At 42.5% G+C, this 17,790-nt stretch carries 13 protein-coding genes; 6 read left to right on the top strand and 7 right to left on the bottom strand.

The window, feature by feature from the left end; translation table 11 throughout:
• The 4 genes from ACIQ0H_RS08230 to csaB form a co-directional block, all read right to left on the bottom strand.
• On the bottom strand, positions 1-256 hold a 256-nt coding region (locus tag ACIQ0H_RS08230), incomplete at its 3' end, for a hypothetical protein (protein ID WP_403413212.1).
• Positions 253-1,764, bottom strand: coding sequence for a murein biosynthesis integral membrane protein MurJ (gene murJ, locus ACIQ0H_RS08235; protein ID WP_403413214.1), 1,512 nt, complete (start codon positions 1,762-1,764; stop codon positions 253-255). The genes ACIQ0H_RS08230 and murJ, both read right to left, overlap by 4 nt.
• A gap of 108 nt (positions 1,765-1,872) precedes the next feature.
• Positions 1,873-3,051, bottom strand: a complete 1,179-nt coding sequence (locus tag ACIQ0H_RS08240) for a glycosyltransferase family 4 protein (protein WP_403413215.1) — start codon at positions 3,049-3,051, stop codon at positions 1,873-1,875.
• A 4-nt stretch (positions 3,052-3,055) separates the two neighbouring features.
• Complete coding sequence (csaB, locus tag ACIQ0H_RS08245) at positions 3,056-4,177, bottom strand: polysaccharide pyruvyl transferase CsaB (protein ID WP_403413217.1); 1,122 nt, start codon at positions 4,175-4,177, stop codon at positions 3,056-3,058.
• Between the two features lie 151 nt (positions 4,178-4,328).
• On the opposite strand from csaB, the gene ACIQ0H_RS08250 reads away from it, so the two are divergent.
• The 6 genes from ACIQ0H_RS08250 (at position 4,329) to ACIQ0H_RS08275 (ending at position 14,129) form a co-directional block, all read left to right on the top strand.
• On the top strand, positions 4,329-5,048 hold the full coding sequence (locus ACIQ0H_RS08250; protein WP_403413219.1) for a WecB/TagA/CpsF family glycosyltransferase: 720 nt from the start codon (positions 4,329-4,331) through the stop codon (positions 5,046-5,048).
• A gap of 106 nt (positions 5,049-5,154) precedes the next feature.
• On the top strand, positions 5,155-6,429 hold the full coding sequence (locus ACIQ0H_RS08255; RefSeq protein WP_403413221.1) for a nucleotide sugar dehydrogenase: 1,275 nt from the start codon (positions 5,155-5,157) through the stop codon (positions 6,427-6,429).
• Between the two features lie 142 nt (positions 6,430-6,571).
• The gene (locus tag ACIQ0H_RS08260) at positions 6,572-7,981 is read left to right on the top strand and encodes an O-antigen ligase family protein (protein WP_403413223.1); all 1,410 of its coding nucleotides are present in this window, start codon (positions 6,572-6,574) and stop codon (positions 7,979-7,981) included.
• 246 nt (positions 7,982-8,227) lie between these two features.
• The gene (locus ACIQ0H_RS08265) at positions 8,228-10,966 is read left to right on the top strand and encodes an Ig-like domain-containing protein (protein ID WP_403413225.1); all 2,739 of its coding nucleotides are present in this window, start codon (positions 8,228-8,230) and stop codon (positions 10,964-10,966) included.
• 1,033 nt (positions 10,967-11,999) lie between these two features.
• Entirely contained in the window at positions 12,000-12,413 is a 414-nt protein-coding gene (locus ACIQ0H_RS08270) for a hypothetical protein (protein WP_403413227.1), read from the top strand.
• A gap of 651 nt (positions 12,414-13,064) precedes the next feature.
• Positions 13,065-14,129, top strand: a complete 1,065-nt coding sequence (locus tag ACIQ0H_RS08275) for a M20/M25/M40 family metallo-hydrolase (RefSeq protein ID WP_403413229.1) — start codon at positions 13,065-13,067, stop codon at positions 14,127-14,129.
• A 576-nt stretch (positions 14,130-14,705) separates the two neighbouring features.
• Here ACIQ0H_RS08275 and ACIQ0H_RS08280 read toward each other — a convergent pair.
• From ACIQ0H_RS08280 to ACIQ0H_RS08290, 3 genes are all read right to left on the bottom strand, one after another.
• Positions 14,706-15,035 carry a YolD-like family protein gene (locus tag ACIQ0H_RS08280; RefSeq protein ID WP_403413231.1) on the bottom strand — a complete coding sequence of 110 codons (330 nt, stop codon included), beginning with the start codon at positions 15,033-15,035 and terminating at the stop codon, positions 14,706-14,708.
• A gap of 9 nt (positions 15,036-15,044) precedes the next feature.
• The gene (locus ACIQ0H_RS08285; RefSeq protein WP_403413233.1) at positions 15,045-16,307 is read right to left on the bottom strand and encodes a Y-family DNA polymerase; all 1,263 of its coding nucleotides are present in this window, start codon (positions 16,305-16,307) and stop codon (positions 15,045-15,047) included.
• A gap of 1,058 nt (positions 16,308-17,365) precedes the next feature.
• Positions 17,366-17,782 carry an immunity 70 family protein gene (locus ACIQ0H_RS08290; protein WP_403413235.1) on the bottom strand — a complete coding sequence of 139 codons (417 nt, stop codon included), beginning with the start codon at positions 17,780-17,782 and terminating at the stop codon, positions 17,366-17,368.
• Positions 17,783-17,790 lie beyond the last annotated feature (8 nt).

The following is a 17,790-nucleotide window of genomic DNA, read 5'->3' on the forward strand; positions in this document are numbered from 1 at the left end:
TAGAGAACTCCCGCGCGCAAAGAGAGAACTCCCGCGCGCAAAGAGAGAACTCCCGCGCGCAAAGAGAGAACTCCCGCGCGCAAAGAGAGTTCACCCGCGCGCAAAGAGAGTTCACCCGCACGCAAAGAGAGTTCACCTGCGCGCAAAGAGAGTTCTCCTGCGCGCAAAGGGTAGTCTCCCGCCCAACATTCCCATCAAACTCTCCAACAAAAAAAGCCGCCCCAACATCAGGAGCGACCTCACCAAACTCAATCACCCGCGTCGTAGCAATCCGACGAATCGATTGAATCCTTCCTTATAAAACAATCTCACCATCACTGCATATACAGCAACCCCAAACGGAACTAACACAGCAAGCTGCCATAACGAATACCAATCCCCGGCGCCAGTGACGGACTTCAATCCCCATACCGCTAATCCCATCACAATTGCTGGCACAACAACGCGCCAACTCATCCGCGCAAATCGTTTAAACTCGGCAATGCCAAGATCCCGATACACGACAACCATCGATACTGTGAAGTAATAAATGCTGACAACAGTGGCTGAAATCGCTAATGCTGGATAACCGTATTTATCAACAAGTAACCAGTTCAGTAAAAAGTTGATAGCGATGGTCGTGACACTAATTCGAAACACAACTGCCGTCTTGCCACGCGCATACATCGACTTCGACAAAATGAGTTGCATCCCTTGGAACACGATAATCGGTAAGTACAATAACAGTGCTAAATGTGTATTCGCCGTATCCGTAGCAGTAAATTCCCCTCGCTCATATAAAAATGAAATCGCCGCATCGCCTACAACGAGCAAACCAACCGCAATCGGCAGCAGTGTAACAAGCGAAATTTCCATCCCGCGAAAAGTCGTATCCCGGAACTTCGCAACATTCTCCGTTTGTTCACTCATCAGCGTAAAAATAATTGCCGCCAGCGTCGTAGCATAGATTGCATTCGGAATACTAATAATCAGTGAAGCTTTATCCAAATAAGTCACCGCTGTATCGCCTGTACCACTAGCGAAGGATCGGTTGACGAATAAATTCACTTGTCCAACAACAGAATTCAACAGTGATGGCACAATCAATACCAAAAACGCCATCTTAAACTCGCGTTCCATTTTGAACTCGGGACGCCACTTATAATCAGACCGGGCGAGCGCAATGATTTGAATCAAAACGCCTATCATTGTACCGGCGATGAATCCATAAACCAAAGAGAAAATGCCCCATACATCACTGAAAAATAAAGCAAATAATGCCGCCATCAAGGTAGCCAGCAGTTTGGCTACCTGCGAAGGGACAAAAATGCGTCGTGATTGCAAATAGGAATCGAGCACTCCACTAAGGGCAATAATCGTCATAAACGCAAAGAATATTTGAGTCATTTCAACGGACAAAGCTTCTAGCTCGGGACTCATATGTCCATAAATGAGTGGCACGAAAGCATCCGCAAAAAACCAACCGAGTAAACTGACGCCACCAAAAATAATCATCGTCCAATTCAATAATGCATTCGCATTACTATCACCATCATCGAGCCCAGCCTTACGTCTTTTCACATACATCGGCAAAAACACATTATTGAACCCTGTCGAAATCATCGCCACAATGAGCGTAATGAATGCAAATGCCAGGGCGTAAGCACTCGTCTCGGCGGTAACTCCAAACTCTTTTGCTGAAATCGCTTCCCGCACAAACCCCGACAACTTCAACACCAGCGCAAGCGCAGTCGTCCACAACGCCGCTTGTTTTAATCTGCTCATTCGCACATCTCCCATACAAGAAAACTCCCCGCCAGGGCAGGGAGCTTCATATCTCGATATCATTCAATTAAACCAGTACCGCCAGTCGGGGGAATCAAATCCTTTAACTCAATCCCGACCCAAAGCCTTCAAGTAAATCGCTTCATACTTCTCAGCCGCAGCAAAATGCGAGTACTCTGCAATAATCTTCGCACGCGCTGCATCCGCCAACTGCTGACCATACACAGGGTCACCCAACAAACGGATCATTGCTTCACTCAACGCTTCCGGATTTTGCTCTTCTACCAACAAACCATCCGCTTCGTGTGCGATAATTTCCTTCAATCCGCCAACCGCACACGCAATCAGTGGCACTCCAGAACCCATCGCCTCAAGCGCTGAAATTGACGTCGCTTCTTCCACACCTGCCGAGTAAATCGATGGGACCAACGCGACATTCGCAAGCGCATAGTACTCCACCATATCGGCATGATCCACCGCGCCAACCATCGTCACGCGATCCGCTACGCCAAGTTCCGCAGCCTTCGCTTTCATCGTATCCATCATTTCACCCGTTCCCGCAAATACCACACGCGCTTTCGGGAATTTCTCCAGCACAGCCGGCAATGACAAGATTGGATAGATGACACCATTTTTCTTCGTCAGTCGACGTGGCACGAAGAAAATCTGATCGTCCTTCTCGAAACCATACTTCTCACGGAACTCATCGCGGCGCTCAATTTCAGGCTTAAACGACTCTACGTCGATGAAGTTCTTAATCATATTGCCGACAACGCCCGTTTCACGCTCAATATATTCCTTAATGCGCGTATCCACCGTAATGACCTCGCGCGTCACACGGTACGATTCCTTCTCGTCAGCCATCAGCGTCGCCGCTTCAGGAGAACCTTCGATAACCGTACCCTTAGAAATTCCTTCAAATGTCAAATAACCGTGCACCGTACTAACAATCGGCACACCAGAAGGCATAGCCGCATACGTCGTATAGACATCCTGTGCATTGATCAGATCATACGAACCATCCGCCACTGCATGTTTAATGATCGCTTCAAGCTCATCTTTCCGACGCTTCAACGTCCAAACGTACCCCGAGCCCTTCTTCACTTTGTTCAATAAAAACGCAGGTCCTCTAACGATGCCGTCTTTCTTCCACTTCGGCACATCTGTAAACGAAACAATCCGTACTTCATGGCCACGTGACTCCAATCCGGCTTTCAAGGTAGCCATGTGAACCGACAACCCACCGAGGTGGGGATAGTCATAAGCGGTAGCAAGTAATATTTTCAATTTATCATTTACCTCCAGTATTAAAACGATCTTTCAACAAGGAAACATTTCGTTTTGCTTCACTACGTAACACATCGACATTCGGCGCCATCATCGCTTTCAACTCGTCCGAATGATCAAGCGCATACAACGCATTCGCAAGTAACGTCTCTTTCTCAAACTCGCCAAGCGGGAACGACTTATCCCACATGCCTGAACGCTTCAAGAAACTTTCCACTTTCTGATCATAACTCAAGCCGATATGGGGCACATTCGACAACGCCGCAAAAATCAGTGCATGCAAGCGTAAAGCAATCGTCAAATCCGTCTTCGCTATGAAATTATAAAACTCATTCGGTGTAAATGATTCGCCAAGTAACCGCGTCTTGTCCGCAAAACGCATCTTCGCCATCACTTTCTTAGAGACGTTTGTATCGTACGGAGGTTCCATTGGGACAAACACCGGCATCACACCACGTTGTTCGATTAACTCATCTAGTACCCATGCTAATTTTTCAATATACTCATCTTCATGATCAAACCAAGGACGCGGCGCAACAGCGACTAGTCGCTCATCACCCTTCAATCCAAGTGACGCATAGGCCACATGATCCTCATCCGGCTTAAATGCAAAAACGATATCCGCTGTAACAACCGTCTCAGGACGCTTAACGCCTAATGACAGCAAATAATCCTTCGAATACTGATCGCGCACTGTGACAAAATCCGCCATATTGGCAAACAGTCGCATTAAAAACTTGCCCCATTTACTCGTAACAGGACCAATCCCTTGCGAGAAGAACATCACTTTCGTTCCGCATAACTTTGCCAAAAACACAATCAGCAAGTAGTAGGGAAGGGGACCGAACAAAAACTTCGTTGGATAAGTATCTTGTAAAAGCCCACCACCACCGGATATTAACAAATCCGCTTGACGTAATGCCTTTACTTTTTCTTTATTGCCATGACGCCATCCACGGTAGACCGACTTGACGCCGTATTCTTTTGCCGTCTGTTCAGGCGACAGCGAAAACACTGTAATATCGGGGTTATCCAAGTCTTCGCGTAAATTATCAACGATTGCCTTCAAGATCGCTTCATCACCCGTATTACCGAGGCCATAAAAACCTGATAGAACAATTTTCAATCTAATTTCCTCCTCAAAGAAAAAACTTTCACGAACTTGTGAAAGCATCTTACTTCATCAGATTTTATCACTCTTCGTAAGGGCTATGCAACTAGTATGGAAATCTGATATACTGTTGGAATTGAAACCCGAAGAATCGAGGTCTATATAATTGAAGGAATCTTACCTGGGTGTACACGTATCACCCCTTACATACGAAGGCATTGTGGGTGAATTGAAGACGCGGATGTCGCAGGACAAACAGTCAACAATTATCGCAGTCAATCCTGAAAAAGTGATGACGGCGCAAAAGGATCCCCAGTTGCTCGAGCTCATTAATAACTCCACGTTCCAAATTGCGGACGGCGTGGGGATTCTCCTAGCTTCCAAATTGAGAAAAGGGCAAATCACATCCCGTGTCACAGGGGTGGACATGATGGCGCGTAACCTGAAGTTCGCTGCAGAGGACAAGCACCCCATCTACTTGTACGGAGCCAAAAAAGAAGTCATTGAACTTGCCGCAGCCAACATCCAACGCGATTATCCAGGCATCATCATCGCAGGGATGACGGACGGTTACGAACAAGACGAAGACGCACTGGTCACACGCATTCACAACAGCGGTGCTCGCATGCTATTTGTCGCACTCGGCAGTCCTAAACAAGAATTATGGATTCGACGCAACATGGACAGACTTCGAAACGTCTTAGTCTTTCAGGGAGTCGGCGGCAGTTTTGACGTATTCTCTGGAACAGTTAAACGTGCACCTTCCGTATTTAGGAAAACCGGTACCGAATGGTTGTTTAGATTAATGAGTGATCCTAAGCGGCTGAAACGCCAATTGAACTTACCTCGATTTTTACTAAAAATACTATCGAGTAGAAATAGCTGATTGAAAGGTATGTACACACATGCCAACAGTAAATTGAATGTTATTTAAGCTAAGGAATGTTATTTAAGCAACAAGTTGCTTAAAAACTTAAAGGAGAGTTTATTTAATGAAGAAATCCATTTGTGTCGTCGGCTTAGGTTATATCGGCCTGCCGACGTCTGTTATGTTCGCAAACCATGGCCACAAAGTCCATGGTGTTGATGTGAATGCATCTGTTGTTCACAATATTGGCAATAAGATCCTACATATTGAGGAAGACGGTTTGCAAGAGCGGTTGAACGAAGCGATTGACTCAGGTTTACTAACTGTCGCAACTACACCTGTCAAAGCAGAAGTCTTCATCATCGCGGTACCGTCTCCGATTCGCGAGGACAAGTCTGCCAATCTGGACTATATTCGCAATGCAACAGCAGCGATTGTGCCTTATGTTGAAAAAGGCAACTTAGTCGTTTTGGAATCAACAGTACCACCACGTACCGTGCAAGACGTAATGATCCCTGAATTGGTCAAATCGGGCCTAACAATCGGCGAGGAGCTGTACGTGTCTCACTCACCGGAACGCGTCATCCCGGGCAAGGTCTTTACCGAGCTCATCACTAACGACCGTATCATTGGGGGAGTTACTGAACAATCCGCTCAGTTGACAACGGACCTCTATCGCTCATTCGTTAAAGGCGATATGCATGAAACGGATGCAACGACAGCCGAATTGGTCAAAGTTATGGAAAACACGTACCGCGACGTTAATATCGCACTGGCTAACGAACTTGCAAAAATCGCTGGCAATATCGGCGTAGACGTGTGGGAAGCAATCCGTTTGGCCAACTTCCATCCACGTGTCAACGTCCACTTCCCAGGACCTGGCGTAGGTGGACACTGTATCGCCGTCGATCCATGGTTCCTCGTTGAACTAGACAAAGGCAATGCACAAATCATCAACTTAGCGAGACAAACAAATGACGGGATGCCGTCCTATACAGCGCAACTAACGGCTGATATCTTGAAAGCAAAAGGCATTGAACACCCGAAAGTAGCCGTATTGGGTCTTGCATTCAAAGGCAACATCGATGATATGCGGGAGAGCCCATCAGTCGATGTCGTCCGCGAATTAAAAGCACTAGACTTAGATGTCATCGCCTACGATCCACATATTAAAACAGACAACATCCCTGAACAAACACAAGTGGAAGGGAAAGCACTTGATAACGCAGCAGCCATCGTGGTGTTAACCAATCACGACGAATTCACAACGATGGATCCTGAAGAAGCAGCCAAATGCATGTCATCGAAGATCATCATCGACACTAAAAACTGCATCGACCGCACCAAATGGGAAGCAGCTGGATTTGAAGTGTATGTGTTAGGGAATTCGAAGCAATAACGAATAGCGAAGGCGCCTGGCGCTGGAGCTGGAGCTAGACAATAACGAAAATCATCGGGCGCCGGACACCAGCCACTAATAATGGCGTCTGGCGCCCGAAACTTAGACAAATAAAATATAACCGAAAGAGGATATTATCATTATGGAATTAAAGCACTCGAAGATCATGCTCGCGCTCGTCGCGTTCATCATCCTTCAACCAGTCATTGATGTCTTAACAACGGCATCTATCCTATTCATTGACCTACCCCTCACGGTAGGCGTTCTGATTCGACTAGCCTACCTAGGCATTATGGCGGCATGGATTGTCTACGCCGCAACAAAAAGTAAACGCGCGAAACTTTATCTACTCTATTTAGTAGGATTTGCAGTACTCGTGGTCGTGAACTTCGTAACGGGGATGATGGTAAAAAAACCATTTTTCATCGTCGAGGAATTGACATTCTATACAAAAGCGGTCTATTTCCACGTTCTATTTTTCGGTTTCCTTCTATTAATAGAGTCATTGGCGAAGAACGGTAGTGATACAAAAAAACAACTTGTGAACTATTTCCTATTAGCATCAGGCATCATCAGTGCGGTCTTTGTCATTGCACAACTAACAGGTACGAGTCTAGCAAACTATGCGCGCTCAAAAGAAGGTTGGACAGGCTGGTTTTATGCGGGGAATGAAATCGGGGCGGCAATGGCCATTCTTTTGCCGATTACAGCTCTGTATGCAACCAGCAAAACAACATCCCTCAAAAAAAGCGTCATCATCCATTGGCTGCCATTCATTTTCCTATCCTTGTCAATGCTCGCGCTAGGTACGAAAGTCGGGTATGGCGGGATTCTGATTGTATTACTATCGATTATCTGCGGTAGTGTCATCATGTTGATGTGGAAAAAGAAGGACGAGGAGAAAAAAGTCCTCAAAGCAAATGCGCTTGTTTCAGGAGTTCTAATTGGGGCACTGGCCCTAACAACACCATTTACACCGGTCTTCGGCAACATGTTCGCCCATTTGGATATCCTCGGCATATCATTCAAGAAACCACCTGTTGAATATAATGCTTTGGGCGAAGAGATTGTAGTTCCAGAAGACGAAGGTCCGAAGATAACGGCAAAAGAACTTGAAAACCTTGTATTCAGTAGCCGTGAGCAATACGCTGCGGATTACAAAGTGCAATTTGCAGACGCACCACTCATTCAACAATTGTTTGGGATGGGCTTCGCGGGGAATTATGACCATCCAGAACCGCATAAGCCATTGAAAATGATCGAAATGGATTTCCATGACTGGTTTTATGCATTTGGCATCCTTGGGTTTCTTTACATGATGGCGCCGATCATCTACTTCGCAGTGAAATATGTGTGGCAGTTTATAAGGAACTTTAAGGAAACTTTCAATTACTTTGGTATTTTAACAGGGGTGGCATTCCTAATTGGAATGGGCATCAGCTTCACCGCAGGACATGTACTTACAGCTCCATCTGTTTCTATTTATCTGGCATTTTTATTCGCCGTTTTGGTAGTTGTGTCACGGGATACACGCCTTGAAAAGCGTGTATGACCCCGATTTGTAAAGTTTGTAATATTAAATTAATGTTTGGAAACTATAGTTACTGCTTGAATTAACCAGGAGAGCATGTATAATAGTATGAGAGTTTATATGCCAGGCGATTCTTAAAAGCTATGAAATTTTTTTACTATATTTCTAGCGTTGTAAAGGAAGTAATGGTATAGTTAAACCGATCAAGTTTGTTGATAGAAGTATCAACAAATACAGAAAGATCCAAAACAGGGAGGAATACTACAAATGGCTCAACAACCAAAGTCGTACAAAAAATTCGTAGCAACAGCTGCGACAGCATCACTAGTTGCATCTGCACTAGTAGCACCAATCGCAGCAAATGCTGCAGCAACATTCACGGACGTACCTGCAAGCTACAAAGATGCAGTGGATTACCTTGTATCTAAAGGCGCAAACGGTCTATCTGCAACAGAATTCGGTATCTCTAAAGAAATCACACGCGGCGACGCAGCAGTTCTACTTGCTGGCGCACTAGGCGTACTTGATGAAAAAGCACCTGCTTCAGGTTTCACTGACGTACCTGCTCGCGCAGCTACTGCAGTTAACTCTTTGAAAGCTGCTGGTATCATCAATGGTAAAACAGCTACATCATTCGGATTTGGTGACAACCTTAAACGTGGTGAAGTTGCTCTAATTTTTGCTAAAGCATATAAACTTACAGGTGATGCTTCTAAACTAGCATTCACTGACGTAAACGATCGTTATAAAGATGCGGTTGCTGCACTTGTTGAAGCGAAAGTGACTTCAGGTATTTCTGCAACTAAATTCGGTACTGACAACAACATCAAACGCGGAGACTTCGCTAAATTTGCTTTCGGTCTTAAAGACGGAGTATCTACTGGAGCAGCTACAACTGCAACAGCTAGCGCTACAAACCTTAAAGAAGTAGTTGTATCTTTCGACGGTACAGTTGACAAATCAACTGCTAGCGAAATTGCTAACTACTCACTTACAGGTTCTAACGATCCAGTAGTAGATTCAGTACTAGTGGCTGAAGATGCTAAATCAGTAACTTTGACAGTTAAAGACGTTCTTACAAACCAAAGCGAATACAAGCTTTCTGTAAACAACGTTAAAACAGCTGACAAAGTACTAAGCGTTAAAGATGTAGCGTTCAAACCACTTGACAACACTGTTCCTACAGTATCTAAAGTTGAAGCGCTAGGTAACAAAACTGTACGCGTATCATTCAGCGAGCCAGTTAAAGCTGCTCAAACTTCAAACTTCCAAGTTGATGGTAAAGTAGCAGTTGGTTCAATCCAAACAACTGGTAACTCTGTAATCCTTAAATTGTCTTCTGCTTTGACTGATGGCGAGCACACGCTAACAGCTGAAGGCGTTCAAGACTACGCTGGATTCAAAACAGTTAAAGCTGATTCTACATTCTCTGTAGTTGAAGACAAAGAAGCTCCAACAGTAGCAGCAGTAGTAAGTGCTTCTTTCGAAAAAGTAGTTCTTAAATTCTCTGAGCCTGTAGAGCAAGTATTTGCTTCTAACGTTTACTGGATGCAAGGTGCTGCTAAGAAACAAGCTTCAAGCGTAAAAGCACTAGCTGACGATACATTCGAATTCACATTCGTAGATACAAACAAACTTGTTTACACAACTGATCTTTTCGTTACAAACGTAAAAGACTACTCTGGTAACGTAATTGCTAAAGATACGAAAGTTGAAGTATCTCCAGTAATTGACCAAACACGTCCAGAAGTACTAAGCGCTGGTTTCGTTAAAGATTCTGAGAACAAAAAGATCGTTCTTAAATTCTCTAAATCTCTAGACGCAGAAACTGCTAAAAAAGCTGCTAACTACGTAATCAAAGATAAAGACGGCAAAAAAGTTTCTATCTCTACTAACGTAGATCTTTCAAAAGATAAAGAAGTAACAATTTCTTTACTTACAGCTCTTAAAGATAACAGCGAATACACGTTGACTGTTAACGGTGTAAGTGATAACACAACATTGAAAAATGTTATGCTTCCATACACAACTACACTAAACGTTAAAGACATTACAGCACCAACATTGAAAACAATCACTCGTTTGAACGACACGCAACTTTTCGTTCAATTCGATGAAGCAATGGCTACAAGCGGAGACGGTTCTGTAGTAGATGAGTCTAAATACGTTATCACTGATGTTAAAGAAGGAAAAACACTAACTCCATCTTCATTCAACGTAACTGGAGATTCTAAAGGTGTTATCTTAAGCTTCAGCAAAACACTACCTACAGTAGCTAGCGGTATTAAAGTTAAAGTACAACTAGTTAAAGACGTAGCTGGTAACTACCTAGAGAACCTTTCATCAACTGTTAACGTTGCAAATCCAGAAGCTACAACAATCGACACGGTAAAAGCAACTGCTACTGACAAAGTAGAAGTTACATTTACAAAAGCTCTACAATCTCTAAACCATAACGACTTCACAGTTGTAGGTTATGAAATTGCTTACTCAGAACTATCTTCTGATGGTAAAAAAGCTACTTTCACACTGAAAAAAGATCTTAACGAAAACGTGAAAGACAGCGACAAAAAAGCAGTACAACTTAAAGTTGTTTCTAAACCATCATCTGTTGACGTACTTGGTGAGAAAATCGCTGAAGACATCGTTAACGCAGATATCAAAGATGAAATCAATGCAACTGTTAAAGATATCGTAGCAGTAGAAGACAAAGCTGGAAACAAAATCAAAATCACTTTCAATGAAGACGTAAAAGTTGCTGACCAAGCAAAAACTGACTTCATTGTAAAAGATGACAATGGTAAAACAGTAGCTGTTGAAGCTGTTGCTATCAACGGTACTAACAAGAACGAAGTAATCGTTACTCTAGGTAAATCAGTTCTTGTAGCTACAATCTCAGCGAAAGATGCACGTTTCGTCACTGATGAAGCTGGTAACGAAATTGCTAACATCGATGAGGAAACAGTTGAACTAGGTGGAAACACACAAACTCCTGAAGAAAACTAAACGAAACGTTACTCAATAAGCTGACTAGTTCAGCGAAATGAGTGGAATTGAATGCCCTGTGTCTTGCCTATTGGTTGGCATGGGGTTTCATTCTAACTACTACTTCCAATTGACAGGTGAAACTCCTGTCCTTGTAAACAGTCAAAATACAAGTACCTAATCCTCCTGCATCCAGTGATGTGCTGAATTACACAAAAGGGATGAAGTCAGGTGAAGTCGTACCCGGTGGTCCCGGGGCGGGGTTCTTTAAAAGATTTCTATGGTTAGGCAGACGAATCCATGTAGGCAGGTTAAGCTAGTGTATGGTGCGAAATTAAGCTAGGAGTTCACTGTACATCCCTATAGACGTAATGCTATAGTGGCGATCGACGAATTGACTGTTAAACCGGTCGTTCTTATACCTGAATAGTGGGAACCTAAGGAAATCAAAAAGAGGGATGGAAGTTGTGGAACGTTTGAAGTCTTGTTAGAAGAGGTGTATCAGCACCAATGAGGCTAATAAGATGGCAGCGGGTTCATAGTAGTGTTGATCGTTAGCCGTTTGGACTTGTATGGTAACATACGAGAAGGAGAAAACTAGCGGGAGCGAAGGAACCTAGTCAGTAGTAATTATTCTATGAAAAGCTTATTTCCCCAAATTTAAGCTTTCAAATTTAATAGGACCAATCGCATTTTTGTGATTGGTCCCTATTAATAGACTTTTTATAGGTATATTGATTTAGTTTGTATAGCCTATAAAAAGGGATATTTTACTGTTGATGGCACGCCGTATGCGCTGAAAGGCGCTTGTACGGTGTAGGCCCGAACCGAAAGCCATATAGGTATTATTATGGTATAAGACGGGAATAGCGAAGCGAAAGATGCATTTCTAGAATCACTTGAAACAGCTAAATCTGGTGAAACTGTTAAACTAACAAAAGATATTACACTTACTGATTCATTAAAACCAGCTGCTGGTGTTATTATTGACGGTGGTGGTAAAACAATCACATTTGATAATGGTACAGGTGCTGGCGATGCTACAGCAGAAGGTTTGTATATTGCGAATGATGGTGTTGTAATTCAAAATCTAGTTATTGATACTGTTACACACAACGATAACCTGATTGAAATTTATAGCAACGCTACACTTAAAAACGTTACTGTTAAAAATGGTAAAAAAGCTGGTATTTATGTAAATAACGATAAAGCTGCTACTACTATTACAGTTAACTTTGAAAACATCACTACAGCAGATAATAATTGGGCTGGTATCGGTCTTGTTGCACAACAAGCAGATTCTAAAGTTATTGCTAAATTCACAGGTAAAAATGCCTTTGGTGAAGCTGTAGGAGTTTACTCGGATAACAATTCTGATGAGTATACTGGTCAATACCTTGGTACTGTTGAGGTAGAAGGTTTGAAACTTACAGTAAATGCAACTGATAAGAAAAATAACTGGAAATAAGTAATCCTTGAGTCACTGACTCTTGATTACTAGTTCTTATGAACAATGCAGATAACCCGAGATTGCAAAAATTTCGGGTATCAGGTTCTAATAGAACGCAGCCAATTCAAGTTCGTTAGAATTTGAATGACTGCATAAAAGAAATCCCCTTAAGTCTTTCGAGACTTAAGGGGATTTTACTATATCTACTCTTATTTGATCAAGGCTTGTAGGGAAGTTGTCTACATCATTCTACAACATTAGCTATAAAAGCTTGTCGATTAATAGGTTTAGATCCACAAAGTTGATATTATGTGTAAAAACCTAATTTAAATGTCGGAAGATTTTGATTAACTAACCACCCAATTAATCGTATACTTTGAATGGGGAAATAAGCTAGATAGGTGTACTGCTGATGGCACGCCGTATGCGATGAAAGTCGCCTGTGCGGTGTAGGCCCGAACCGAAAGCCGTTGTGATGCGGTATAAGACGGGAATAGCGATATATATGAACAGGAAATTAAAAAACTTATTGCTGAAATTAGTGAGACAAAGGCAATCGCAGATGTAAAGTATCTAACAGAGAACATTGGTCCACGTATCACGGGAACAGAAGGGGAAAAGAAAGCAGCCAAGTTTCTAGAGGATCGTTTACGCTCATACGGGTATACAGTGACAACACAAGAATTCAGTGTACCTGACAAGAAGATGGGTGAATTGAAAACCCAAAATGGCAGGGAAGTATTATTCAACGCTTCAGCGAATTCAGCTGCAACAGGGAATGATGGATTAACAGGACAGCTTTTTAATGCGGGATTAGGTCTTCCAAGCGATTTCAATGCAGAGTCCAAAGGAAAGATCGCGCTTATTAAAAGAGGCGGTGACTTGACGTTTCAAGTGAAAGTAGAGAATGCGGTTGCCGCGGGTGTAGCTGGTGTAATTATCTATAACCATGAGGATTCACCAGGACCACTAAGCTTTAACGTAAGCGGTGATATAAAGATTCCGGTTGGGGGTATTACGAAATCAAGTGGTGCAGCATTACTTACCGATGTTGTGGCCGAAAACAAAACAGTTACGTTAAACGTAAAAGAATTGAAAAACTTAACTTCAAGTAATATTATAGCGACAAAAGCACCTGAAAAAGGTGGAAGCAATGAGATTATGCATGTGTCTGCGCATTACGATAGTGTTCCATTCTCTCCAGGGGCAAATGATAATGGAACGGGAACTGCTGCAGCATTGGAATTAGCACGTGTTTTTAAAGATTATAAGCTAGACAAGGAACTACGTTTTGTATTTGTTGGAGCGGAGGAAATTGGGTTAGTTGGTTCAAAACATTATGTAGATAAGTTGAGTGCGGATGAAGTGAAGCGAAGCATCGCGAACTATAACATGGACATGGTTGCAACAGCGTGGGATAAAGCAACGGTGTTATATACGAATACAGTTGACGGAAAACCAAATCTTGTCACAACAACTGCGAATGAAGTGGCCAAACTCATCAAAACACCTTCAACATTATTTCTGTTTCAACGTGGATCATCTGATCATGTAGACTTCCACAGAGTAGGTATTCCAGCGGCAAACTTCATTTGGCGCGAACCAGTAACAAATAATCTAGAGCCGTATTATCATACGCCGGATGATGTTTTAAAGTATGTAAGTAGTGCGAAGCTTAAAGAAGTAGCGAATATAGTAGGTGCATCAGTTTATTCGTTAATAAGGAAGAAGTAATGTAAGGGACCCAAGTTCGAGTATTAGGTTCTAACAATAAGTTTGGGTACCACGTCATAACACAATTCAGATATCTCGGATTCGCTGGATTTGAGTTACTCGAATTGAAGAAATCCCCTTAAGTCTTTCGAGACTTTAAGGGGATTTTCTGTTGTGTGCCCGGCATGGTAATCGCTAGGTGGTGAAAGTCCACTACAGGATTGGCAGTAGGAACTGTTAGCAGAAGGCAAGGGTGTCCTCCATGAAGAGGAATCTGAAGGAAGCCATATGCAAGATAGTTCGGGTAACAGGTTCTAACACAATTACATTGACAATAGCATCGAACTTTATTTGTATATACTCTATCCCTCCAAGTACAACAAAATCACTCCACTTTGACCATCGGAACTCTTAACTACGCCTGAATGCGTTTCGAACCGCTTATGGCTAAATGTAATGATTTCTACGTCGGACCCAAACTCTAGCGACTCACCAATTCCTTGTTAGTCATGTTTTGTTAATTTAGGCCCTTGAATGCCCACCTTTTTGGGCTTTGCAGGATTTGGACTGGCTGTCAACTTCGTCATCCTCCTTCTATTATGCGATGAGAGATACCGCAACAATTTCGTCAAATGGATAGCGAGTAGTACTGAATGGATCATCAAGCACTAGTGTATGATTGGTCGTATTTATCTCGATTATCTTCCCGTAGTCATCATCGAGGTATCCGCCACGCCAGTAGGTCAACTTAATGGTGGTCCTACTTTTATAGGCACGTTCAATTTCATCAGCGATTAGCCCAAGTTCTAAGTCGTCTAACTGCGGTTTCTCCGTCTTCTTGTCATCTTCAAGCCATGAGTTGATCCTTTTTGTATGTTCAGTCAACATCATACCGCGCCACTTGATATTGCCTCTATCCTGTATCATTCCATCACCTTATCCTTTATGTCCGCCAATGAGGCTAGACCGTTTGAGTGCTGTTCCTGCATCGGTAAGCGACACAGCACGTAAAAGCGCTGTCGGACCGAACCGATTTTGAATGTCATCCATAACAGCTGCTAGCTTCCGAACCTGCCACTTTTTCGTATCAAATAGATCTAGTTGCATGGAATGTTCATCTTCTAATTTAGAGAGGGAAATCGATATCTGGCGCACAGGATCTCCGTTGTGATTTTCACGAAACAATTCTTTGCAAACGTTGTATATCGCCATCGTATCATTTGTCGATTCACGCAATGTCCGTGAGCGGAGAAATCCGCCACCACCGTAAGCACGGTTACTATAACTAATTCCAAACGATATAGTCCGGCCGGCTTGAGATGCATCCCTCGCACGTTTAGCGACATCCTCACACATTTCTAAGGTCACAACCATTACTTCATCGCGTGTATTGTAGTCCCGCATCAACATTTGATTTTTGCCGTAACTAATTTGACCTTGCGGCAAGGGCGCATCTGTTTCACTTAAATCGATGCCCCAGCCATGAAAATACAATTGATTGCCCATCACGCCAAAGCGCTTCTCTAATTGCTGTAAGTCAAAGTTCGCCAAATCACCAACGCTGAATATCCCCATAGCGTTTAGAGACTTTTCTGTTTGACGACCAATTCCCCACATTTCCGATAGGGGAGACACATTCCATAATTTCGTTTGTACATCATCATAGCTCCATTTTGCGAAACCAGTCTTTTTCCCTTCTATATCGAGGGCCAGTTTAGCCATCAACATATTGGGGCCCATACCAGCCGTGGACGGTAGATTTAGCGATTCCAATAGTTCAGCTTGAATTTTCTTTACGGTTTGTACCGGATCGCCCCATAACCTCTCAGTTCCCGTTAAATCAAGGAACGATTCATCGATTGAATAGACGTGTATTGCTTCAGCAGGAACATATTTGTGTAGTATTTCTGTAATCGCCATGGACATATCGATAAAATAGCTCATCTTTGGTTCAAACAAACGAATTTCCGGGTGATGAGGTATCTCCCATAGACGATTACCGGTTTTAATGTTGAATCGCTTTTTCATAGGAGGACTGGCTGCCAATACGACTGAACCTTGTTGTTTTAAGTTTGCAACAATGGCAATCGGTACTTTCTGTACGTCCAGGTTATGCAAGGATGCCATGCAGCTGGTGTAAAAACTCATCATATCTATGCAGGCTATCGGACGATTGGGCATCTTGCTGTAATCCATCATAGGAACATCAACACCGCTTTCTTATTAAACCGTCGAAGACCTGTGACATTTACAGTTCAATTACACACATACGTTCCCTCTGTTATCTTCATTATGAAGAACTAGTGTTCGTTTTTCAATAGGAAATAATAAGTAGGGGTAAATTCTAGGGTTATCAAATGGAGGTCCTCGCTAATTCTTGAGAGAGAGCAAACGTTCTAGTTCATGAGTATTGTCAAGCAATGCTATATCCATACCTCCTTACACTAAAATGGATGTACTGAACTGAGCATTTTTACGGTAACGAATAATAAAGGTTTTTAGAAGTTTGGATTTCATAGTAATCTTTAAATTTTGTGCGATGTTATTAAACTGAAAAAGTGCTTTTAAAGAGTGTTTGGTGCAGTCACTCATACAATTTAGGCACAGTTCTAAACTGAATAGGATTCTAAACAATTGCCATGGGAGGCACTCGGCACTCGCTAAAACGACTACTACCAACAAAAAGATCCCCCTAAGTCTTGGTGGACTCAGGGGGACTTACTTTATGTTTGGGGATTGGCCGTTAACCACAATCCATTTTGTAGGTAGCAGCAAGTATGCTGTCGGGCTATATTTTATTGCTACTCTCCTGCAAGCATTACAAGGATTCACAGTATCGAAATAATTTTTGCTATGACTTATGAAGGCATCTCTCAAGAGGTGCCTTTTCTTACGTTCAGTAAAGTGTTTTTCAGAACTCGGCCATCTATTTGTCGAATACATCGAATGAATGTGTTGTCACTGATACCCAACTTGAATAGGGAAAGGGGACCTTCCTAGTTGGAAAAGTCCCCTTTATTCCGATATAGTTCGACGTATATCAGAATGTATTTAATTGTGTTAGAGTCCGGTACCCGAGCTTGCATTCCCCAGACGATCCAGCATTGCGATGTTTCGATGAAGTCCATCCCGGAACCGATTCAAGAGTTATCACTATTCTATTATTAATAAGCGATTTATTTGACACTCAGTATCACCTATACTATAAAAAAATGACCTTGATATAGTTTCAAGGTCACAACATATAAGGATACTATTTATAAGTTTTCTATATAAACATCTAAATTGGTATTTAATCCCTTTTTCAATGCTTTCATTAACATATCCATTAAGTCTTCGCCCTCACTTGTTATGAAGTAATTAGATAAGTTACTGATATCCTTACTAATATTGTCACCCCAAGGTGGTCTTTTAGACAGGTCTTCAACATCCCATATTACTTGTGCTGGACTATAATTCTGTAATTTCATTTTTATTACTTCTAATTCAATTATAGCATTATCAATATTCTTATTCTCCAGTTTCCCATTATAGAGTTCATTTAATAAGAAGGGATACTCAGTTCCCCATCCATTTTGCTCTAAATGATAACTTATTGTAGAGAAAAAAGAATGTAAGAAATCGCCGTGCCCGACTTGATACCAGTAATATTTCACCTTAAAACCCACAGCCATTCTTCTCA

The organism is Sporosarcina sp. NPDC096371 (assembly GCF_044762865.1).
GTDB lineage: Bacteria > Bacillota > Bacilli > Bacillales_A > Planococcaceae > Sporosarcina.